General features: G+C 60.6%; 17 protein-coding genes and 1 pseudogene. 4 read left to right on the top strand and 14 right to left on the bottom strand.

Going from position 1 to position 22,923, the window contains the following annotated elements:
- Nucleotides 1-117: 117 nt before the first annotated feature.
- The 7 genes from KGA97_RS09935 to hutC all read right to left on the bottom strand — a co-directional run bounded on the left by KGA97_RS09935 (nt 118) and on the right by hutC (nt 7,919).
- Nucleotides 118-948 carry a glycine betaine/L-proline ABC transporter ATP-binding protein gene (locus tag KGA97_RS09935; RefSeq protein ID WP_008036590.1) on the bottom strand — a complete coding sequence of 277 codons (831 nt, stop codon included), beginning with the start codon at nt 946-948 and terminating at the stop codon, nt 118-120.
- Entirely contained in the window at nt 945-1,796 is an 852-nt protein-coding gene (locus tag KGA97_RS09930) for an ABC transporter permease (protein ID WP_008025264.1), read from the bottom strand. The genes KGA97_RS09935 and KGA97_RS09930 overlap by 4 nt, the downstream gene beginning before the upstream one ends.
- Nucleotides 1,797-1,866: 70 nt before the next feature.
- Nucleotides 1,867-2,835, bottom strand: coding sequence for an ABC transporter substrate-binding protein (locus tag KGA97_RS09925; protein ID WP_008025265.1), 969 nt, complete (start codon nt 2,833-2,835; stop codon nt 1,867-1,869).
- A 69-nt stretch (nt 2,836-2,904) separates the two neighbouring features.
- Nucleotides 2,905-4,374 (bottom strand): purine-cytosine permease family protein, encoded by a 1,470-nt coding sequence (locus KGA97_RS09920; protein ID WP_207284660.1) that lies wholly within the window; start codon nt 4,372-4,374, stop codon nt 2,905-2,907.
- A gap of 134 nt (nt 4,375-4,508) precedes the next feature.
- Nucleotides 4,509-6,197, bottom strand: coding sequence for a urocanate hydratase (gene hutU / locus KGA97_RS09915; RefSeq protein WP_192226835.1), 1,689 nt, complete (start codon nt 6,195-6,197; stop codon nt 4,509-4,511).
- A gap of 445 nt (nt 6,198-6,642) precedes the next feature.
- Nucleotides 6,643-7,212, bottom strand: a complete 570-nt coding sequence (locus tag KGA97_RS09910; protein WP_223436700.1) for a HutD family protein — start codon at nt 7,210-7,212, stop codon at nt 6,643-6,645.
- Complete coding sequence (hutC, locus tag KGA97_RS09905) at nt 7,209-7,919, bottom strand: histidine utilization repressor (RefSeq protein ID WP_172435301.1); 711 nt, start codon at nt 7,917-7,919, stop codon at nt 7,209-7,211. The genes KGA97_RS09910 and hutC overlap by 4 nt, the downstream gene beginning before the upstream one ends.
- 146 nt (nt 7,920-8,065) lie before the next feature.
- On the opposite strand from hutC, the gene KGA97_RS09900 reads away from it, so the two are divergent.
- Entirely contained in the window at nt 8,066-9,430 is a 1,365-nt protein-coding gene (locus KGA97_RS09900) for a formimidoylglutamate deiminase (protein ID WP_223480687.1), read from the top strand.
- Nucleotides 9,431-9,542: 112 nt separating this feature from the next.
- On the opposite strand, the gene KGA97_RS09895 is transcribed toward KGA97_RS09900, so the two are convergent.
- Nucleotides 9,543-10,112 (bottom strand): lipocalin family protein, encoded by a 570-nt coding sequence (locus KGA97_RS09895; RefSeq protein ID WP_192417185.1) that lies wholly within the window; start codon nt 10,110-10,112, stop codon nt 9,543-9,545.
- A 31-nt stretch (nt 10,113-10,143) separates the two neighbouring features.
- Complete coding sequence (locus KGA97_RS09890; protein WP_008028040.1) at nt 10,144-10,398, bottom strand: hypothetical protein; 255 nt, start codon at nt 10,396-10,398, stop codon at nt 10,144-10,146.
- 282 nt (nt 10,399-10,680) lie between these two features.
- On the opposite strand from KGA97_RS09890, the pseudogene KGA97_RS29570 reads away from it, so the two are divergent.
- Nucleotides 10,681-11,715, top strand: a pseudogene (locus KGA97_RS29570) (cache domain-containing protein); the annotation flags it as partial.
- A gap of 93 nt (nt 11,716-11,808) precedes the next feature.
- Nucleotides 11,809-12,573 carry a methyl-accepting chemotaxis protein gene (locus KGA97_RS29565; protein WP_371927683.1) on the top strand — a complete coding sequence of 255 codons (765 nt, stop codon included), beginning with the start codon at nt 11,809-11,811 and terminating at the stop codon, nt 12,571-12,573.
- 117 nt (nt 12,574-12,690) lie between these two features.
- On the opposite strand, the gene KGA97_RS09880 is transcribed toward KGA97_RS29565, so the two are convergent.
- The 5 genes from KGA97_RS09880 to KGA97_RS09860 form a co-directional block, all read right to left on the bottom strand.
- Nucleotides 12,691-13,293 carry a DUF924 family protein gene (locus KGA97_RS09880; RefSeq protein WP_223480685.1) on the bottom strand — a complete coding sequence of 201 codons (603 nt, stop codon included), beginning with the start codon at nt 13,291-13,293 and terminating at the stop codon, nt 12,691-12,693.
- 2 nt (nt 13,294-13,295) lie between these two features.
- The gene (locus tag KGA97_RS09875; protein ID WP_008040991.1) at nt 13,296-14,306 is read right to left on the bottom strand and encodes a class 1 fructose-bisphosphatase; all 1,011 of its coding nucleotides are present in this window, start codon (nt 14,304-14,306) and stop codon (nt 13,296-13,298) included.
- A 276-nt stretch (nt 14,307-14,582) separates the two neighbouring features.
- Nucleotides 14,583-15,956, bottom strand: a complete 1,374-nt coding sequence (locus tag KGA97_RS09870; protein WP_008040993.1) for a DUF3999 domain-containing protein — start codon at nt 15,954-15,956, stop codon at nt 14,583-14,585.
- On the bottom strand, nt 15,953-19,546 hold the full coding sequence (locus KGA97_RS09865) for a DUF2339 domain-containing protein (RefSeq protein WP_223480684.1): 3,594 nt from the start codon (nt 19,544-19,546) through the stop codon (nt 15,953-15,955). The genes KGA97_RS09870 and KGA97_RS09865 overlap by 4 nt, the downstream gene beginning before the upstream one ends.
- Nucleotides 19,547-19,697: 151 nt before the next feature.
- Nucleotides 19,698-22,148 carry a glycogen/starch/alpha-glucan phosphorylase gene (locus tag KGA97_RS09860; protein WP_008028030.1) on the bottom strand — a complete coding sequence of 817 codons (2,451 nt, stop codon included), beginning with the start codon at nt 22,146-22,148 and terminating at the stop codon, nt 19,698-19,700.
- A gap of 259 nt (nt 22,149-22,407) precedes the next feature.
- On the opposite strand from KGA97_RS09860, the gene KGA97_RS09855 reads away from it, so the two are divergent.
- Complete coding sequence (locus KGA97_RS09855) at nt 22,408-22,848, top strand: YkgJ family cysteine cluster protein (RefSeq protein WP_085988407.1); 441 nt, start codon at nt 22,408-22,410, stop codon at nt 22,846-22,848.
- The last annotated feature ends 75 nt before the right edge of the window (nt 22,849-22,923 follow it).

Below are 22,923 nucleotides of genomic sequence, written 5' to 3'. Positions count from 1 at the left end.
AACCGTACAACCAGAATATTGATGCAGCTTCACCGGCGCCTTCGCGGGCAAGCCTCGCTCCTACAGGTGTGGGAGCGAGCCTGCTCGCGATGGGGCCGGCACAAACGCCGCAAACCTTTAAACCACCGCCGCCCGCCGCTGTACGAACCGGTCGACATACTCATCCGCCGGCGAATGCAGGATCTCTCGCGGGGTGCCGACCTGAATCAGGCGGCCATCCTTGAGGATCGCGATGCGGTTGCCGATGCGCACGGCCTCGTCGAGGTCGTGGGTAATGAAGACGATGGTCTTGTGCAGGGTCTTTTGCAGCTCCAGCAACTGGTCCTGCATCTCGGCGCGAATCAGCGGATCGAGCGCACTGAAGGCTTCGTCCATCAGGATGATGTCGGTGTCCGCCGCCAACGCACGTGCCAGGCCCACACGCTGACGCATGCCGCCCGAGAGCTGATGCGGGTATTTGTTTTCGTAGCCCTTGAGGCCCACGGTGTTGATCCAGTGCAGCGCGCGTTCGGTACACATCTGCTTGCTCTCGCCGCGCACTTTCAGGCCGTAGGCGACGTTGTCCACCACGGTCTTGTGCGGCAACAGGCCGAAGCTCTGGAACACCATGCTGATCTTGCGACGACGAAATTCGCGCAGGGCTTCCATGTCGTACTGCAGGATGTCCACACCATCCACCAGGATCGCGCCGCTGGTCGGGTCGATCAGGCGGTTGAAGTGGCGCACCAGGGTCGATTTACCGGAACCGGACAGGCCCATGATCACGAAGATCTCGCCGCTGCCGATGCTCAACGACAGGTCGTTCACACCGACTACGCAACCGGTTTCGGCCAGCACCTGATCCTTGGTCTTGCCCTGGCCGATCATGCCCAGCGCTTCCTTGGAACGGTTACCGAAAATCTTGAAGACGTTTTTGACTTCGATCTTGCTGATGGCTGCGTTGCTCATTTGCTCACCTCATGCCGTGCACGACCGTACGCCTGTGTAATGCGGTCGATCACCACTGCCAGAATCACGATCGCCAGACCGGCTTCAAGGCCGCGTCCGACGTTGAGGGTCTGAATCCCCACCAACACATCTTCACCCAAGCCACGGGCACCGATCATCGAGGCAATCACCACCATCGACAGGGCCATCATGGTGGTCTGGTTGATCCCGGCCATGATGCTCGGCAGGGCCAGCGGCAATTGCACGCCAAACAGTTGCTGCCAGCGGTTGGCACCGAAGGCGTTGATCGCTTCCATCACTTCACCGTCGACCTGGCGGATACCCAGATCAGTCAGGCGGATCAGCGGCGGCGCGGCGTAGATCACGGTAGCGAAAATCGCCGGGACCTTGCCCAGGCCGAACAGCATCAGCACCGGGATCAGGTACACGAAGCTCGGCATGGTCTGCATGATGTCCAGCAACGGCATCAGCACCGAACGCAGGCGATTGCTGCGTGCCGAGAGAATGCCCAGCGGAATGCCGATCAGCACCGAAATGACCGTCGCGACCATCATCAGCGCGAGGGTCTGCATCAGCTTGTCCCAGAGGCCGACCGCGCCCACCAGGAACAGCAAACCGACGATCACGGAGGTGGTCACGACCTTGCGGGTCGCGTGCCAGGCAACGCCCGCCACGATCGCCAGCATCAGCCACCAGGGCGCCGCACGCAGCAGCCCTTCAAGATTGACGATGGCCCACAACAGGGTGTCGGAGATGCTGCGGAACACATCGCCGTAGTTGGTAACCAGCGAATCGACCCAACCGTTGACCCAGTCGGCGATGGAAAAGGTAAAGCTTTCGGGAAACATAAGAGACTCTCAATCAAGGGGTTGCGATCAAGCATCCGACTGCCGCTGACGGCAGTCGGAGAAGCTCAACCTACAAGGCCGCGTCGATCTTTTTGGCTGCGTCTTCGCTCACCCATGCGTGCCAGACTTCAGGATGTTCCTTCAAGAAGATCTTGGCCAGTTTTGGCGACTCGATCCGCTCTTTGGCCATACGCCCGAGGTTCTGGTTCAGCAGGTCGATCGGCAGGTTGACCTTTTCCAGCACGGCCACCAGTTCCGGGGCTTGCTCGTGGAAGGTCTTGGACAGGCCGACCTTGATGGTCACGCGCTTGTCCACGCCCGGCTTCTCTTCGAGTTTCACCAGGTCAACCTGGCCCATCAGCGGCGTTGGCGACCAGTAGTAGAACAGGATCGGCTCGCCACGCTTGTAGCTCGACAGCACGGCGGCATCCAGTGCCGGGCCGGTGCCCGGACGGAAGTTGGTGTAGCTGCTTTCCAGGCCGTAGCTTTTCAGCATTTCGCTGTTGTCCAGCTCACAGGTCCAGCCCGCCGGGCAGTTGTAGAAACGGCCCTTGGCTGGCTCTTCGGCGTCCTTGAACACGGCGGCATACTTGCCCAGGTCAGCAATGTTTTTCAGGTCCGGCGCCTTGGCTTCCAGTTTGCGCTTGGCGTCGCCTTCGATCACGTAGCGCGGCACGTACCAGCCTTCGACTGCGCCCACGACTGGCGCACCGACACCGACGACTTTGCCGGCCTTCTCGGCCTTGTTCCAGACTTCGCTGCGGCCGACCCACTCTTCGGCAAACACTTGAATGTCGTTGCTGCTCAGGGCGTTTTCCATGGTGATGGAGTTGCCCGGCAGGCTGTCGGTCTTGCAGTCGTAGCCTTTCTCCAGCACGACTTGCAGCACGTCGGTCAGGAGCATGGCGCTTTCCCAGTTCAGGCCGGCGAATTTCACCGGTTTGCCCGATTCGCACCAACCGGCTGCCTGAGTGGCGCCGGCGCTGGCCAACAGGCCCATGGAAAGCAATGTGGTCAGCAGGGTCTTGTTCGATTTCATTGTTGTGACGCTCCTAATCATGAATTGGCTTACGGCAGTCAAGAGGCATCCAGCCCTGTCCACGTCCAATCAGGCCTGCGCCGCAGCGCGACCGACATTCAGCTTTTGTTCGGTGATAACGTCCCGCTCGACCGGCAGGATCAGTTGATCGGGCACTGTGCCGTGCCATTTTTTTGCACACACGTAATACAGGGCGGCGGGGATCACCAGGCCGATGATCCAGGAGATATCCACATCACCCAGAGCGGCCACCAGCGGACCTGTATAGAACTTGCTGGAGATGAACGGCAGCTGCACCAGCACACCGAAAACATAGACGCTGATACCCAGAACGTTCCAACGACCGTAACGACCGTTCGGATCGGACAGCGCCGGCACGTCATAGCGCTCGCGGGTGATGCAGTAGTAGTCCACCAGGTTGATCGCGCTCCATGGAGTAAAGAACGCCAGCAAGAACAGGATGAAGGACTTGAACGCACCGAGGAACGAGTGCTGGCCGAGCAACGCCATCAGGGTCGCCGCACCCACGATGACCAGCACAAACAGCAGACGCTGCAAGCGCGTTACTTTCAGGTCACCACGGAAACCGCTGATGATGGTCGCGATGCACATGAAGCTGCCGTAGGAGTTCAGCGTGGAGATGGTGACCTTGCCGAACGCGATGCTGAAGTACAGCAGCGCAGCGGTGGCACCGGTACCACCCAGACCCACGATGTAGGCCACTTCGTGACCGGCGAATTGCCCATTGGCCGAGGCGGCCGCAAACACGCCGAGGATCATCGCCACCTGCGCGCCAATGACCGAACCTGCACCCGCGGCGAAAAAGGTTTTCACCGAGGAAGTCTTGCTCGGCAGGTAGCGTGAATAGTCAGCCACGTAAGGACCGAAGGCGATCTGCCAGGACGCCGCGAGCGACACCGCAAGCAGAAAGCTGCTCCAGCTGAAGTGGCGGATTTGCAGGAGTGCGCCAACGTCAGTCTGGCTCATCAAACGGCTGAACAGGTAAACGAAGGCAATCACACCAATGACGCTGGCAATACGGCCAATCCAATGGATCACCCGATAGCCCAGCACCGTGACCAGCACGATGACACTGGCGAAGATGAGGATACCGACGGTGTCACTGACGCCAAACAACTGGCCCAGCGCCTGACCGGACAGCACGGTGCCCGTTGCGGTGAAACCCAGGTACATCAGGCACACCAGCACGATCGGGATCGCCGCGCCATAAACGCCGAACTGCACACGGCTGGAGATCATCTGCGGCAGGCCAAGCTTGGGCCCTTGCGCAGCATGCAGCGCCATCACCCCGCCGCCGAGCAGTTGACCGATCAACAGACCGATCAACGACCAGAACACGTCACCGCCCAGCACCACGGCCAGGGCCCCGGTGACAATCGCGGTGATTTGCAGGTTGGCACCCATCCACAGCGTGAACTGGCTGAACAGACGACCGTGTCTTTCCGCTTCCGGGATGTAGTCGATCGAACGTTTCTCGATCAACGGTTTGCTGCCTGCACGATCGTTGTTAACAGCCATGATTCAACCTCTGTGGATTGTTCTTCCGGGTTGGTAAAAATCTTTGTAGGAGCCGGCTTGCCGGCGATTCAGGCACCCTGATGTATCAGGTAAATCGCCATCGCCAGCAAGCTGGCTCCTACAGAGGTGTTGCGTTATTTACCGGTAATCATCGGCAGGTTCAGCCCTTGTTCCTTGGCGCAGTCGATCGCGATCTGGTAACCCGCATCGGCGTGACGCATAACGCCGGTGGCCGGGTCGTTGTGCAGAACGCGGGCAATACGCTCGGCCGCTTCGTCAGTACCGTCGCAGACAATCACCATGCCGGAATGCTGGGAGAAGCCCATGCCGACGCCGCCGCCGTGGTGCAGGGAAACCCAGGTCGCGCCGCTCGCGGTGTTCAGCAGGGCGTTGAGCAGAGGCCAGTCGGACACGGCATCGGAACCGTCTTGCATCGATTCGGTTTCGCGGTTCGGGCTCGACACCGAACCGGAGTCCAGGTGGTCGCGGCCGATCACGATTGGCGCGGACAATTCACCGCTGCGTACCATTTCGTTGAACGCCAGACCGAGCTTGGCGCGCAGGCCCAGGCCAACCCAGCAGATACGTGCCGGCAGACCCTGGAAGCTGATGCGCTCGCGCGCCATGTCCAGCCAGTTGTGCAGGTGGGCGTCGTCCGGGATCAGTTCTTTGACCTTGGCGTCGGTTTTGTAGATGTCTTCGGCGTTGCCCGACAGTGCAGCCCAACGGAACGGGCCGATGCCACGGCAGAACAGCGGACGGATGTAAGCCGGTACGAAGCCTGGGAAGTCGAATGCGTTTTCCACGCCTTCTTCCTGGGCCATCTGACGGATGTTGTTGCCGTAGTCGAAAGTCGGGATGCCCATTTTCTGGAAATCCAGCATCGCTTTAACGTGCACGGCCATCGATTGCTTGGCCGCTTTCACCACGGCAGCAGGCTCGGTCTTGGCGCGAGCGCGATACTCTTCCCAGGTCCAGCCGGCCGGCAGGTAACCGTTGAGCGGGTCGTGGGCGCTGGTCTGGTCGGTGACCATGTCCGGACGCACACCGCGGCGGACCAGTTCCGGCAGGATTTCAGCGGCGTTACCCAGCAGGGCGATGGAAATCGCTTTGCCTTCCTTGGTGTATTTCTCGATGCGGGCCAGAGCGTCGTCGAGGTCTTTGGCTTGCTCGTCGACGTAGCGGCTGTTCAAACGGAAGTCGATGCTGACCTGTTGGCATTCGATGTTCAGCGAGCAAGCGCCGGCCAGGGTTGCAGCCAGAGGTTGAGCGCCGCCCATGCCGCCCAGGCCTGCGGTCAGGACCCAACGACCTTTGAGGTCATCGTTGTAGTGTTGGCGACCGGCTTCGACGAAGGTTTCGTAGGTGCCTTGAACGATGCCCTGGCTACCGATGTAGATCCAGCTGCCGGCGGTCATCTGGCCGTACATGGCCAGGCCTTTGGCGTCGAGTTCGTTGAAGTGTTCCCAGCTCGCCCAGTGTGGCACCAGGTTGGAGTTGGCGATCAGTACGCGCGGAGCGTTGCTGTGGGTCTTGAACACGCCGACCGGCTTGCCGGATTGCACCAGCAGGGTCTCGTCTTCGTTCAGGTTGGTCAGGCTTTCGACAATCTTGTCGTAGCATTCCCAGTTACGCGCCGCACGACCGATACCACCGTAAACCACCAGCTCTTTAGGGTTCTCGGCGACTTCCGGGTCGAGGTTGTTCATCAGCATGCGCAGCGGCGCTTCGGTCAGCCAGCTCTTGGCGGTCAGCTTGTTACCGCGGGCGGCACGGATTTCAACGTCACGAAACTTAGTAGGTTTCTGGGTATTGTCAGTCACGAAAAAGACTCCTCAGCGATCAATTCAAACCAACCCTGGCGGTGGGTAAGCCAGCCTGTGCGCGTCAACGCGACACAAGCGAATCAGTGGACGCTGCGGAGAGTCTCGATCGACTCATACGCATACGTCTTTACTTGTACATACAAGCATATGCAATCAAGCGGCCAACTTGTTGGATGGGTGTTCAAGAAAAGTTTTTGGAAGGCTGGAAGCCCCCTGGATCAAGGGTTTTGGAGAAGATGAAATTTTTCGGGAGGATTTTGCGGAGGGGAGGACTGTTGTTACTTGAGCGTGGTTTTGCGCCACGCTGGGGCGTTCGGTAACAAAGTGGTGCGCATTAGGGAACGGATTTGATCGGTGGAAAAACTTCGCGGGCAAGCCTCGCTCCTACAGGGGATCTGCGGTCCACTGTAGGAGCGAGGCTTGCCCGCGAAAGGATTTTGGATCAGCGTGCAGTCAGCTCGACCACACAGCACGGGCCTTTACTGGAGACTTCCAGCAGGCCGTTATTACCGTCGAGTTGCAGGCAGTCATGGCGACCCAATTGCTGGGTGTTGTTACCAACCTGCACTTCCAGCGCCTCGCCGACACTGAACACCAACACCGTGCCCGCCGAACTGAAAAACCGTTGTTCGCCGTCCAGCCACTGCAACCGTGCGCTGTAACGCTGCGGCGCATAAATCAGGTTGAAGTCGCGAATCGGCCCGCCAAGCAGAGTGCACGACACCTGGCTCTCGCCACTGAACGCAAACGGTTCCAGCGGTAACAACGGATGCGTGTCCTGGCCGTCGACGCGCAAGGTCATGCCGTCGCCTTGCAGCACGGTGATCACTCGCTCATAGCCAGTGAACGTCGAGAAGCCACCCGACTCACCAATATCGGCAATCGACAGGCGCCAGCCGAAACCATCCAGGCCAGTACCCGCATCGCGGGTGATTTCTTCAGTGCTGCCGCCGCCGTTTTTCCACGGCATGCGCGGGTAATCAACGGCACGTAAAACCTTTATCTGACTCATTTATGAAACCGACCTTCCAGACGATGACGGGAACCAGGGTGGATCAAACGGGCGGCGGTCACTGGCTGACGGCCAGACCAGGTGCGGCGACGAATCAGCAGGCACGGCTCGCCTTTCTCAATCTGCAGCAATTTGCACTCGCTGGCCTCGGCCAGAATCGCCTCGACCACATGCTCGCCTTCGGTCAGCGGCGCGACCTGGTTCAGATAGGCGTAAGGCGTTTGCAGCGTGAAGTCCTGCTTGAGGTAGTCCGGGGCGACCAGCGCGTTGACGAAACGGTCTTCGATTTGCACCGGAATGTCGTTTTCGAAATGCACGATCAGCGAGTGGAAGACTTTTTGACCTTCACGCATGTCCAGCGCCAGGGCGCGCTCGGAACCGGCGGCCTCTTCTTCAAGGGTAATGACCTTGCAGGTATGGCGATGGCCACGGGAGGCGATTTCGTCGGCGATGTTGTGCACTTCGAACAGCGCGGACTGGCTTTTCGGTTCGGCGACGAACGTGCCGACGCCTTGCATACGCACCAACAGACCGTCGGCAGTCATCTCGCGCAGCGCGCGGTTGATGGTCATGCGGCTGAAACCGAGTTGGCTGACCAACTCGCTTTCCGACGGAACGCGGTAGTGCGGCGGCCAGTTTCCACTGTCGATTTGCTGGGTGATCATCTGTTTGACGCGGGCGTACAAGGGCGCCGGACTGTCGCCCATGTTCGCGGCCAACGGTGACACTGCAGGCGGAGTCGGCACGGTTAATCCTTGTTCGTTGAAGAGAGGTTGCTAGCTTGCCGGAGTTTACCGGGCAGGCAAACGTCTGTATATGTATATACAAATAACACACGATGGGGTGCTGAACCATGTCCGCCTTCTTTGCCGAACGCGCGCTGCTGCCTAGTGGATGGGCCAACAATGTACGTCTTGAGGTCAGCGCCGACGGCGTTTTGACCCATATCCAGGCCGATTCCCACGCAGATGGTGCCGAACGGCTAAGCGGTCCGCTGCTGCCAGGCATGCCGAATCTGCACTCCCACGCGTTCCAGCGAGCGATGGCCGGGCTGGCGGAAGTGGCCGGTAATCCGAACGACAGTTTCTGGACCTGGCGCGATTTGATGTACCGTCTCGTCGGAAAAATCAGCCCCGACCAACTCGGCGTAATCGCCCGTCAGCTGTACATCGAAATGCTCAAGGCCGGTTACACCTCGGTGGCGGAATTTCATTACGTGCACCACGACACAAGCGGCCAACCCTATGCAGATCCGGCCGAACTGGCATTGCGCATCAGTCAGGCGGCCAGCTCCGTCGGCATCGGTTTGACCCTGCTGCCGGTGCTCTACAGCCATTCCGGTTTCGGCGGCCAGACGCCGAACGACGGCCAGCGTCGCTTTATCAACAGCACTGAAAACTACCTCAAGCTCCAGTCGCGCTTGCAGCCGATCCTGGCGCAGCAACCGGCCCAATCGCTGGGTCTGTGTTTCCACTCGTTGCGTGCGGTAACACCGCAACAGATTAGCGAAGTACTGGCGGCCAGCGACAAGCAGTGCCCGGTGCACATTCACATCGCCGAGCAGCAGAAGGAAGTCGACGACTGCCTGAGCTGGAGCGGTCGCCGGCCGCTGCAATGGCTGTACGAAAATACCGAAGTCGACCAACGCTGGTGCCTGGTCCACGCGACCCACGCCAACCCGGAAGAAGTGACGCTGATGGCCAAGAGTCGCGCCATTGCCGGTTTGTGCCTGACCACCGAAGCCAACCTCGGCGACGGGATTTTCCCGGCGGTGGACTTCCTCGCTCAAGGTGGGCGCATGGGCATCGGTTCTGACAGCCATGTGTCGCTGAGCGTGGTGGAAGAATTGCGCTGGCTGGAATACGGCCAGCGCCTGCGCGATCAGCGGCGCAACCGGTTGTATGGCGCGGATCAACCGATGGTCGGCCGTACGCTGTACGACGCGGCACTCGACGGCGGCGCGCAGGCGATGGGGCAGCCGATCGGTGCGCTGGAAGTTGGCAAACGGGCAGATTGGCTGGTGCTGGACGGCAACGATCCGTACCTGGCGACCGCCAGTGGCGACGGGATTCTCAATCGTTGGTTGTTTGCCGGCGGCGATCGCCAGGTGCGCGATGTGCTGGTCAATGGCCAGTGGGTTGTGCGCGATGGGCGACATGCCGCAGAAGAAGAAAGTAACCGCGCGTTCACCCAGGTCCTGCGCGACCTCTTGGGTTAACACAAACCCTTGTAGGAGCCGGCTTGCCGGCGATGGCGGACTGTCTGTCAACAGTGATGTTGAACATGACGGCCCCATCGCCGGCAAGCCGGCTCCTACAAAGGGTGCGTGATCAGTTAGAGGTCTTGGCCATCTGCGTATCCGTCGCACGCCATATCAGCCGCGTGGTGTCATACCCCTGCTGACGCGCCTTGCTCAGCAGTTCTTCGCGTACTACACCGTTGACCGTCGGGGTTCGCGACAGCAGCCACAGATAGCGGCGGCTCGGGTCGCCGACGATCGCAGTCTTGTAGTCGTCGCTGACGAACAACACCCAGTACTCGCCCTTCGCCACGCCAGGTATCAACCGCGAAAACCAGGTATCGAACTCGACCCACAACTTGTCGGTCTTGCCCGGCACCTGTGGATAAGCCGTGCCCTTGGCCTCTTCCCATTGCCAATCCGCCGTCAGGCAGCGATTCAGCACCAGAATGTTGCCGTCCGGCTTGAGCGTGTAATGCGCTTCGGATTGCGCGCAGTTGCGCTGGAAATACATCGGCAGACGCGCCAGCTCGTACCAGGTCCCTTGGTACTTCTTGAGATTGACGCTGTTGACCGTTTTCGGCGCCAACGGATTTTCACCAGAAGTGGCGCAGCCGGCCAATACCAGGCTGGCAAAAAGGAGGATCAATAACCGCTTCATTGTTTTTCTCCCGAGGGCATATCGCCCCGGTTTACTTCAGGCCTTGGCCGGAAAACATCAACACTTTGTCACCGGCGTACTGCACGCTGATAAAGCTGTTCTTGTCGCCCCAGGTGCAACTGGACATGCCGAGCGCGCCCGCGCAGTCGGTAGGTTTGCCCAGCAAGGTTTCCACCTCGGCCTTGGCCATGCCTGTCGACAACTTGGAGTAGTTTTCCTGATTGATTTTGCCGCACGCGGCCAGCAAGACGCAGAACGAAAGCAGGGCGATGGAACGCAGCGACATTGTGTAGCTCCTGGGACAAAGGGGAATGGCATGACAGCCAAGCTGAAGCTTAGAAGAGAAAACCCCTGTCTGGTTCCCTGACCGAGCGCCTATTTATCGGGCCGCTCGTCTGCCTTTTGCCGAAAAATCAGCCACTTTCTCGTGTTGTTGAGCATTTCGTCGGTTTTGACAGAATTCTCCTAATCTTTGGCGCCGCTCAGTCGACATAAAAGCAGCGCAAAGCCCGTTCCTGTGGCAAATTGACGCCCCTTGTCGACCAGCACCTCCGCGGTAGTTCATTTAATGACCAGAAACATGAAGTTCAGCCACAAAATCTTGTTGGCTGCTGCCCTCGTGGTGGCCGTTGCATTCGCCTGTTTCATCCTCTTCAACGACTACCGCCAGCGCCAGACCTTGCGCAGCAGTACCGAATCGTCGATGCAGGAACTCGGCAGCCTGACCACCAGCAACATTCAAACCTGGCTGGAAAGCCGCATCCAGCTGTTGCAATCGTTGTCCCAGCAGATCGCCGTGGACGGCAGCGCCCAGGCCAGCCTCAAGCGCGCCATCGACTTGCCGGCCTACACCAGCAATTTCCAGCTGAGCTACTTCGGCGGCACTGACGGCGTGATGTTCTCGGTTCCGGCCGGCAATCGCGCCGCCGATTACGACCCTCGCGCGCGTGGCTGGTACAAGGCGGCCAACGGCGCGCAACAGACCATCGTCACCGAACCGTACATCGCTGCGTCCTCCGGCAAACTGGTGATCACCGTGGCCACACCGGTGAAGCATCAGAACCAGATGATCGGCGTCGCCGGCGCCGACATTGACCTGTCCAGCGTCAGCGCGATCATCAACTCGCTGAACTTCGGTGGTCACGGCCATGCGTTTATCGTCAGCGCCGACGGCAAGATCCTGATTCACCCGGACAGCAAACTGGTGCTCAAGAACCTCGCCGAGGCCTACCCGAACGGCGCGCCGCAAGTCAGCCCGGGCATGAAAGAGGTCGAGGTCGACGGCAAGCGCCAGTTCATCTCCTTCACTCACGTCAACGGCGTGCCGTCGGCGGATTGGTATGTGGCGCTGGTGCTGGATCAGGACACCGCGTTCTCGATGCTCAGCGAATTCCGCACCTCGGCGATCATCGCCATGGTTATCGCCGTAGTGATCATCATCGCGCTGCTGGGCATGCTGATCAGTTTCCTGATGCAGCCGCTGCTGACCATGGGCCGCGCCATGCATGACATCGCCGAAGGTGAAGGCGACCTGACCAAACGCCTGACCATTCACGGCCACGACGAATTCGGCGCGCTGGGTACTTCGTTCAACCGCTTTGTCGAGCGGATTCACACCTCGATTCGCGAAGTGTCCTCGGCCACCGGCCAGGTCAACGAGGTCGCCCTGCGCGTTGTCGCCGCGTCCAACTCGTCGATGTTCAACTCCGACCAGCAAGCCTCGCGCACCAGCAGCGTGGCCGCCGCCATCAATGAACTGGGCGCCGCCGCTCAGGAAATCGCCCAGAACGCCGCCCTCGCCTCGCAGCATTCCAGCGATGCACGCGCCTTGGCCGAAGACGGTCAGCAAGTGGTGGATAAAACCATCGCGGCGATGCAGCAGCTCTCGGCGAAGATCAGCGATTCGTGCGGCAACATCGAAACGCTCAACAGCAACACGGTGAACATCGGGCAGATTCTGGAAGTGATCACCAGTATCTCGCAGCAGACCAACCTGTTGGCGCTGAACGCCGCCATCGAAGCCGCCCGTGCCGGTGAAGCCGGGCGCGGTTTTGCCGTGGTCGCCGACGAAGTGCGCAACCTGGCGCATCGCACCCAGGACTCGGCGCAGCAAGTGCAGAAGATGATCGAGGAACTGCAAGTCGGCGCCCGTGAAGCGGTGAGCACCATGACCGACAGCCAGCGTCAGAGTGAAAGCAGCGTCGGCATCGCCAATCAGGCGGGCGAGCGTCTGGGTAGCGTGACACAGCGGATTGGCGAGATCGACGGGATGAACCAGTCCGTGGCCACGGCGACGGAAGAGCAGACTGCGGTGGTGGAGTCGATCAATGTCGACATTACCGAGATCAACACGCTGAACCAGGAAGGGGTGGAGAACCTTCAGGCGACGTTGCGTGCGTGTTCCGATCTGGAGCAGCAGGCGGCGCGTCTTAAGCAGTTGGTCGGTAGCTTCAGGATTTAAGGCGCTCTTGCGGGCCTCATCGCGAGCAGGCTCGCTCCCACATGGATCTTCGTAACGCTGGAGATCCACTGTGGGAGCGAGCCTGCTCGCGATGACGGCTTCAGCCGCAATGAAGATTTAGAACCTTGAGCCAGGCTGCGAAAGAAACGCCAACTCCTCAACCGTAGACTCCCTTCCCAACACCGCATTGCGATGCGGAAACCGTCCAAACCGCGCAATCACCTGCTGGTGCTTCTCGGCGTAGCTCAGATAGTTGCTAAAGAGTTTCCGGTCGCCCTCTGGCTGTTGCGCCACCAGATCGATATAGCGTGAGACGGCCTCATTCTGCACCGCCAGATTCTCGCAGTGCTCGAACACCAGATAGATGAACACCCGCTGAATCGGCTTCAACTGCCGATCGAAATCCGCAGCAATGCCTTGCGCCACCAATGCCTGAGCCCTGAGATCGCCGGAAAAGGATTTGGGTGTTTCGCGAAAGATCATTCGCGGCAGTTGATCGAGCAGCAGCACCAAGGCCAGCCAACCTTCCGGGCGTTGCGCCCAGTCAGTCAATCCGCCGGCCAGTGCCTGCTCGACCCAGTCCCCGAAACGCGTCTGCGCTTCGAGGTCCTGGCTGTCGTGCTTGCCGAACCATAACCTGCCCTTCTCAGCCGCTACTTCGTTCGACGATTCGGAATTTCCGAACCACCATTCGAGCAACGGCTGCCAGGGCGCGGTCATGTTTATTCCTTGTGGTAAGCCGTGACGCGTGCGACTTCTTCTTTCGAACCGAGGAACACTGCTACGCGCTGGTGCAGGCCTTCCGGTTGAATGTCGAGGATGCGCTGGTGGCCGTCGGTGGACGCGCCGCCCGCCTGTTCAACCAGGAACGACATCGGGTTGGCTTCGTACATCAGGCGCAGTTTGCCCGGCTTCGACGGCTCACGGCTGTCGCGTGGGTACATGAACAGACCGCCACGGGTCAGGATGCGGTGCACGTCGGCAACCATCGCGGCAACCCAGCGCATGTTGTAGTTCTTTTTCAACGGGCCTTCATCGCCAGCCAGCAATTCGCTGACGTAACGCTGTACCGGCGCTTCCCAGTGACGCTGGTTGGAGGCGTTGATCGCGAATTCCTGAGTAGACTCAGGGATCGTGATGTCTTCGTGGGTCAGTACGAAGCTGCCCATTTCACGGTCCAGGGTGAAGCCTTTGACGCCATTGCCCAGGGTCAGTACCAGCATGGTCTGTGGGCCGTAGATCGCGTAACCGGCGGCAACTTGCTGAGCGCCTGGCTGCAGGAAGGCCTTTTCGTTCAAAGGCTCGTTCTGGGTCAGGTATTCGTTCGGGCAACGCAGCACCGAGAAGATCGTACCGACCGGCGCGTTGATGTCGATGTTCGACGAACCGTCCAGCGGGTCGAATACCAGCAGGTACGCGCCTTTCGGGTATTTGCCCGGGATCTGGTAGGCATTGTCCATTTCTTCGGACGCCATGCCGGCCAGGTGACCGCCCCATTCGTTGGCTTCGAGCAGGATGTCGTTGGACATCACGTCCAGCTTCTTCTGCACTTCACCTTGGACGTTTTCAGTGCCCATGCTGCCCAGAACACCACCCAGGGCGCCTTTGGAGACGGCGTGGCTGATTTCTTTACAGGCGCGCGCCACCACTTCGATCAGGAAACGCAGATCGGCAGGGGTGTTGTTGCTACGGGTCTGCTCAATCAAATAGCGACTCAGGGTAACGCGGGACATGGAAGGCTCCGGTGGAATGGGGGGCTAAAAACCCGCGCAGTTTAACGCGAGTCGGGGCGTATTTCCTCCTATCAGACGTGATACATCCAACAGAGTTCATGTGCCGGGTTTAGCGTAGATCGAAACCGGCCGGATGTGGGCCGGCGACGGGCGGCAGTTTTGAGATTTTTGTTGCCTGACAGTCAGTCTTCGCGGGCAAGCCTCGCTCCTACAGTGGAACGCGTACACCTGTAGGAGCGAGGCTTGCCCGCGAATGGCGCGCAGCGCCAGCCTTTCTCAGGAATTGGCCGGGGGTTTACGCAACAAGCTGAACGCCATCGCCGCCAAAAACAAAACACCCAGCAACAACACCGCCCACAACCCGAACTTCTTCCAGTTCGGTTCAGCCTGTGCAACGGATGTGAGCGTGGAGCTCGGCGTCTCTACCACCCCGCCCGACACCGTAGCCTTGCCCAACGCCGCCCACTTCGCCGCGCTGTAATCCGGAATCAACGTTGCCAGCGGCAGGTTCGCCGCTTTCACCGTCGCACTGCCCAGCGCCAGCGTATAAGGCCCGGCACCGCGCGCCAGGAACACCAGTTGCGTCGAGCGCACAGCGAAACGCACCGTCGGCGCCTCGGCGCCCAAGCCACCGCCGCGCTCGTCCACCGTCAACTTCAACTGCTGCACGGTTTGCCCCGGCAACTGCAATTCGTTCTGCACCACGTCCTGGCCACTCTGGGTCAGGCGATAGAGCAAACCACTGCTCAACGGCTGCCACGGCAGGCTGCTTTCCCGACGACCGGACAACGTCACCGGCGCCAGGCTGTTTGGCTGATTCAGCTCGACCTGCACGCGCTCGACGTTCAACCCCATCGGCAATTGCCAGGTGTATTCACCCGCCTTCACGCTGGCGCCCGCCAACGGTTGCGACCAGACCAATGGCAGCGGCAGGCTGCGCGTGCTGGCGCTTTGCAGTTGCGCCGAGGTCAATATCGGCGCCGATTGTGGCGTGTTCCACAACAAACGCAGATAGCGCGCCGATTGTCCCGGCAAGCCGACCTCATGCTGCTCGACCCGCTCGTCGGCAAACGTCAGCCGCGCCACCTGCCCGTCACCCCACGACTGCCAATGCTGCAAATCGTCGCTGGCTTCGATGCTGAAACGCTGGAAGCCATCGCGCTCGCTGGTCCAGTCGAGGATCAATTGCTGCAACGGTGCCTTGATGCCGCTGGCGTCGAGCAGCCAACCGCTCAGCACTTCTTCGCCCACCTCCAGCTGACTCGACGGCTGCACTTCGACCAACGTGCCATTGGCGCTCGATTGCACCCGCACACTCGGCGCGCGCTCGGTGGCGTCCGCCGAGTTGTACAACGGGAACCATTTCACGTCGGTCAGGGTGGGGGTTTCGCCGGTTTTCGCGGTCTCCCGCGCCACGGCGTAGGCCTGAGCCTCACCGGCCGCGTTGAACACGCGCACATCGCTGAGGTCGGTTTGTCGCGCATTCAGCTGCACGGCCAAGGGCAATTCGAGGCGATACCACGGACCTTCGCCGCTCACGGTCAACGGCACTTGCGTGGCGAAGTCCGCCGGTTTTTCCTGCGCGTTGGCCGACAGCGCCACGCCCAACGCAACAGCGCCCAACCAGACCAGGTTCAGCTTTTGACTCAAGACGACACTCCTTCGGTTTCCGGGGCCGGTTTTCCAGATTCCGGCGTAGCGTCGACGCGCTTGGGCGGCAACGGGGCGAAATAGCCCACCACCAACAGCAACACGCCAACACCGATAAACGAGACGATCCGGGCGAGTCCGCCACGGTTACTCAATTCGACAAAGAACAGTTTCGCGACCACCACACCGATCAGCGCCGCGCCGATCAGCCAGACTTCGCGACGATGACGCAGATGGCCACCGATCATCAGACTCAGCGCCATCAAGGTCCAGACGATCGACAGACCGGCCTGCACCTGCATCGACGCGAGCAGCAAATCCAGCTCGAACGGTACGCCGCCCCATTGGTGAGCCGTGCGATTCACCAGCGCAGTGAAAAACGCGAACAGCGAAACACCCGCGATCAGCTGCGTGGCGTGATCGAAGATGTCCTTGCGGATCGCCAATTGCGTCACGGCGCTGCGGGCCCACACGTAAACGCCGAACAGCGCAAACAGCAGCCCCAACTCCAGCGGATTGATCAGCGGCACATAGGGCAGCGGCTCGGCGGTGCCGTCGCTGACAATGTTCGCCAGCCAGAACCAGCCGAGCATGAGCAAGGCCAGCGGCGCCGCCGCGTACAGTCGATACTCGCGCGGATAAGCCGACACCGGCCACGGCCAGGCACGCGGTGCGGCCATCAACACCAGATAAACACTCGGCAGAATCGCCCAACCCAGCCAACGCCAGGCGTTGTATTGCTCGGACAACAGCAGCAAGCCGTAACGCAACTCCAGCGCCAGCACACCGATCAACAGCCAGCAACCGAGCACATGAGCGGTGCTCAAAGCCCGCTCGGGGAGCATCGGCGCCAGACGCCGCAACGAGATGAAATGCACGACGAACACCGCCGCCCAGACGAGCCAGCCAAAGTCGGCCGCCGGGTGGTAACGCGCGTGCCATGCCCCGAGCAATACCACACCCGCCGCAGGAATCAGCAAAGTGCAGAGCAAACCCAGCGACGGCCATTTCAGGCGCAACGCCAACACGGCCCACAGCGCGACGCTCAGCGCCGCGACTGCCAGCAGCAACGTCGCCTGAAGATTCATCGGTGCAAAACGCAGCACTTCACTGATCCACGCCAACGCCCACCAACCCGCGCCCCACACCAGCAGCACTTCGGACAAACGCTGCAAACTCAGGACATCGAACGCCGAAGCATGGTTGCCGAGCTGCAAGCGCCAGGCGCCGACCAGCGCCGCCAGCCCCAGCACCAACGGCGTCCAGAATCCGCTATGCGCCAATGGTTTGAGCCCTTCGCTGGCCAGCGGCCCCAGCAGGTCCGGCCCGACGAACAGGAACGCCGCCCCGCCAATCACCTGCAACAGCAGACCGAAGACGAAACTCACGCGCTGCTTCAGATAAAGGCTCAGCCAGATAATGAACAGACCACTGGCCGCCCACACCGCACTTGCGGTTTGCCACGGCAGCACGAACAGAACAGCGAGGTTGATCAGCACCAGACCGGCTAGCAACACCACCGACAAACCGCGTAACAGCCGAACATCGCTGCGCACCATGTCATCGCGGGCGGCCAGCAACATACCGGCGATCAACGCCAGGCCGATCAGCGACGCGCTGAGCAAACCGCTCCAACCGGCGCTGAACACCGCGCCAGACTCACCGCTCGCACCTTGCAGGCGCAGCAGGAACAACGCGCCGCCCAGCAATTGCACAGCGAACGCGGTGAAGAGGAAGGTGCGCGATTGCAGACGCAGACCGACAAACAACGTCGCCAGACCGGCCAGCGCCCAACTGATCGCCGTGCCGTGGGTAAAGAAGAACAGCGGCGCCAGCAGATAGAGGAAGGTCAGGCCGAGGCACGCCAGCACCGGCAAGCCTTTGCGCTCCCACGCCAACGTCTGCTCAGGCAAGGCGTTGCGCAATTGGTAGAAACTGAACAGCAGCGCCATGCCGAGCATCAACGCGCCCAGCGGCGCACCTTCCAGCAGGCTACTTTCGCCGAACCGCAGCTCACTGAGGAACGCCAGCGCCGAACCCAGTTGCAGCAGCAATGCAAAGGCGCGCGCCAGCGGTCGTTGCTGACGCAATCCGAGCCAGAAAATCCCGGCGCCTTCCACCGCCCAAGCGGCCGCTGTCCAGCGCGCATCAAGCCCCAACGGGATCGCCAGACTGGCGAAGATCACGCCCAACGCCAGACAGGTTTCCGCCAGCAACAACGCTCGGCCACCCATCAGCAGGCGGGCCAGGCCCATGTAAATCATGCCCAGCGCCAATGCACTGAAAGCGGCAGCGAACTCCAGATGCTGGACCAGCGCGAACTGCAAACCGAAACCCACCAGCGGCGGGCCGAACAGCATCGTGCCGTCGACGTAGTCACCTTTGCGCGCCGACCAGTGCAGCAGCGCCTCGCGACTGTCGTCCTCGGGCGCGTCGCTCATTTCCAGCAACTTGCGTCGTGCAAACAGTAGCCCGATGGCCAGGTACATCAGGAAAAACACAATCAGGAACGGCTCGGTGCTCCACAGCAGCTCCGGTGTGTAGGAGCGCAGGCCCCAGGCGAAACCGATGCCGAAGGTGCCGACAAAGCCGATCAGGTTGAGCAGCCGCCAGGCCTTGAACCAGGCGATGGCGAGAATGCCGGTGTTGAGCAAGGCGAAATAGCTGAACAGCGCGACATGGTTGCCGGCGCCGGTGGACGTCAGGATCGGCGCGGCGAAACCACCCAACGCGGCGGCGCACGCCAGTGCCAGCGAGTCTTGAGTGATGGCCAGAATGGCCGAGAACACCGTCACCGCCACCAGCAACCCGAGCGCCGCCGTCGGATCAAGCAGCGGATGCAAACGCATGGCCGCGAACACCGTCAGGTACAACACGGCGATCCCGGTGCCTTGCAGCATCAACGCATAGTTAGTGTTGCGATGACGCAGCCACCAGCCCAGACCGAGCAGGGCCAACGCAGCCGCCGCCACCCCGGCGTAACGCAGTTCGATCGGCACCACCATGCCTTCGGTGGCATAGCGCAGCAGAAACGCCAGACCGAGGAACAACAGCACCACACCGACCCGCAGCACGGTGTTGCCACCGAACAGCCAGTTACGGGCACCGCTGATGGCGCGCTCGATGAAGTTCGGGCCCCGCGGGACGGCGGGCTCGCGGGCAACCGGCTCGGGCTTCCAGGCATCGTCGGGCAGCGGACGGCTGGTTTGCGTCGCTGTCGCGGTGATCGGTTCGAGTTCGGGCGGGAGTTCCCAGACCATCTCCGGGGAAGAGACAGGGACTTCTTCGAGAATGAATACGGGGGACGGGGCCGGTTCGCTGGCAAGCGGTTCCTCGGCAAGCGGCTCGCTGGTTTCAGGCGCCTTGACGCCAGACACCTCCAGCGTGGCCAGGCGTTGCTGGACCGCATTCAGCGCCACCTGCGCCTGCTCCAGCAGAGCGCGCTGTTCAGCCGCCTGTGAACCCAAACGGCCGATGCGAATGGCCTGGCCGATACCCAACCCGAGTAACGCACCCAACAGCGCGTCGCTGAACGACTCGTCGAGTATCCAGCCCAGCACCAGCCCTATCAGCATGAACATCCATTGCATGGTCGATATCCCTAAGCGGCCCATTGCCTTGCGGTGTCTGCGCTGATGCTTTCGCGGGCAAGGACATCACTGAAACATCTGGCAAACTGGTGCTTAGTATATCGGTCAGGTCCAACAACCGTCGGACCTTGCGCACATTTGTGGCTAAAAGTTACTCCAATGCTTTCCAGATATCCGTCGCGTACTCGCGAATGGTCCGGTCAGAAGAGAACCAGCCCATCCGGGACGTGTTCAACACCGCCGAACGCCACCACTCGTTCGAATCGTGCCAATGGGCTTCAACACGCATCTGCGCGTCCCAGTAGGAATCGAAATCGGCGCAGACCAGGAAGCGGTCGTAGTCGATCAGCGAATCGATCAAGCCGGTGTAACGGGACGGATCATCCGGCGAGAACACCCCGCCACGAATCGCTTGCAGCACATCATTGAGCCGATGGGACGCGGCAATATCCGGCGTCGCATTGAACTCATGATTCTGTTTACGCGCTTCAACCTGCTGCGCGCTGAGGCCGAAGATAAACATGTGCTCGGCGCCGATGCGCTCGCACATTTCCACGTTGGCGCCGTCCAGCGTGCCAATCGTCAGCGCGCCGTTGAGGCCGAACTTCATGTTACTGGTGCCCGACGCTTCGAAGCCTGCGGTGGAAATCTGCTCGGACAAATCCGCCGCCGGAATGATGCTCTCCGCCAGGCTGACGTTGTAGTTAGGCAGGAACACCACTTTGAGCAAGCCGCGCACAGTCGGGTCGTTGTTCACCACCCGGGCGATGTCGTTGGTCAGTTTGATGATCAGCTTGGCCTGGTGATAACTGGCGGCGGCCTTGCCGGCGAAGATCTTCACTCGCGGCACCCAGTCGATTTCCGGCTCGGCGCGAATCGCCTGATACAGCGCGACGGTGTGCAGCAAGTTGAGCAACTGACGTTTGTATTCGTGGATCCGTTTGACCTGCACGTCGAACATCGCCGCCGGGTTGACCGCAACCCCAAGGCGTTCGTGAATGATGTACGCCAGCGCTTTTTTGCTGTGCAGACGCTGTTCGGCGAAGGCCTTGCGGAACGCGGCTTTTTCCGCGAACGGTTCCAGATCGAGCAAGCGCTCTTCCGGGTTATCCAACAGATCAGGGCCGAGGGCATCGACCAGCATCGAGGTCAATTCCGAGTTGGCCTGATACAACCAGCGGCGGAAGGTAATGCCGTTGGTCTTGTTGTTGATCCGCTCCGGGTAGAGCTTGTGCAGTTCCGAGAACACGGTTTTGCGCATCAGTTGCGTGTGCAGCCCGGACACGCCGTTGACGCTGTGGGAGCCAAGGAACGCCAGGTTGCCCATGCGCACACGGCGACCGTTGTCCTCTTCGATCAGCGATACCGCGCGCAGCACATCAAAATCATGGATGCCTTTGGCGCGCAGCGAGTCGATGTGCTGGGCGTTGATCAGGTAAATGATCTGCATGTGCCTTGGCAGCATCCGCTCCATCAAACCGACCGGCCAGGTTTCCAGCGCTTCCGGCAACAGCGTGTGGTTGGTGTACGAAAGCGTGTCGACGGTGACCTGCCACGCGGCGTCCCACGCCACGTCGTAGACATCGACCAATTGGCGCATCAACTCGGCCACGGCAATGGACGGGTGAGTGTCGTTGAGCTGGATTGCCGCGTGGTCGCCCAGGGTCAGCACCGAGGTGTGCATGTTGCGATGACGGCGCAGCAAATCCTGGAGAGATGCAGCGACGAAGAAGTATTCCTGGCGCAGGCGCAGTTCCTGTCCGGCTTCGGTGCTGTCCGCCGGGTACAGTACGCGAGAGATACTTTCCGCCCGCGCCACTTCAGCGACCGCGCCGAGGTGGTCGCCGGCGTTGAAGCGCTCAAGGTGCAAATCTTCCATCGCACGGGCACGCCACAGGCGCAGCGTGTTGACGCTCGCCCCGCGCCAGCCGACTACCGGAGTGTCATAAGCAATGGCGCGCACGGTTTCCGCCGGGGACCAGACTTGCTTGGACTTGCCGTTTGAGTCGGTCACAGTTTCGACGCTGCCGCCGAAGCCGATCGGGTAAACCACTTCTGGCCGTTCGAATTCCCACGGGTTGCCGAAATCCAGCCAGTGTTCGGTCTGTTCCTGCTGCCAGCCATCGACAATCGCCTGGCGGAACAAGCCGTGTTCGTAACGAATGCCATAACCGTGGCCGGCGATGCCGAGGGTCGACATGCTTTCCATGAAGCACGCCGCCAGACGACCGAGGCCGCCGTTGCCCAAGGCTGCGTCGGGCTCCAGCAGGCGGATACGTTCGAGGTCGACGCCGAGCTCGGTCAGCGCTTCGCGGGCGACGTCGAGCAGGCCGAGGTTGCTCAAACTGTCGTAGAGCAGCCGGCCGATGAGAAATTCCAGGGAGAGGTAATAAACCCGCTTCTGACCTTTGCGGTAGATCTGCCGGGTGTGGTCCATCCAGTGCTCGACCATGTGATCGCGCGCAGCCAGCGCAATGGCTTCGAACCAGTCGTGGTCGAAGGCGTGATCCGGGTCTTTACCCACCGCGTAGGTGAGTTTGGTCAAGACGGCGTCGCGGAATGCGGCCACCTCTGCTTCGCGAACAAGTGGTTCTTGAGTCATCGATAAGACCTCGAGCGAGCTTTGAGTTGTCTGAGCCTAGACGGTCTGACAGGCGGTAGAGGCTCTGGTTCGGCAGTTTTTCCTGTTAGTGCGAGATAGGTCGGCATTACCTTGTCGTGTACCTGAATCAATGCAGGGGCCGTGCCGGAATTCAAGGGTTGTTGACCACAGTTAAAAAAATCTGGCGAAAGGTTGTTCAAAAATCCACCAGTCCCGGTATGATCGCGCGCCCTGATGCACACGCTGGTAACAACCGATGATGAAGCCCAACCTGATCGCCGCCGCAGAGATCGATCGTCTCGATACCTGGGCCAAATACTCTGCGCCGATGTGCGGTTCCTGCATATCCAGCTGCTGCACCCTGCCGGTCGAGGTCAAGATCAAGGATCTGATCCGCATCGGCATCGTCGACGAGTTCGAGCGCGGCGAACCGGCGAAGAACATCGCCAAGCGTTTGCAGAAGGAAGGGATCGTCGAGCGTTATAGCCAGAAGACCGAGATCTTCACCCTCCAGCGCATGAGCAACAACGATTGCCTGTACCTGGATCGTAAGAGCCGTCTGTGCACTATTTATGAAAAGCGCCCGGATACTTGCCGCAACCACCCGAAGATCGGGCCGCGACCTGGGTATTGCGCTTACAAGCCGAAAGAAGTGGCGCGCGAGACCAGCAGCAGCCGTCGGCCTCTCGAGAAATTCTGATCTGGATTATCGGCGCCTGAACGGGCGCCTTCGCGGGCAAGCCTCGCTCCTACAAGGGCAGCGCATAACCTGTAG

The sequence above is a fragment of the Pseudomonas sp. BF-B-15 genome, assembly GCF_019946675.1.
Classification (GTDB): domain Bacteria; phylum Pseudomonadota; class Gammaproteobacteria; order Pseudomonadales; family Pseudomonadaceae; genus Aquipseudomonas; species Aquipseudomonas migulae.
Note: the sequence above shows the minus strand (reverse complement) of the source record. Positions and strands in the feature narration are given on the sequence as shown.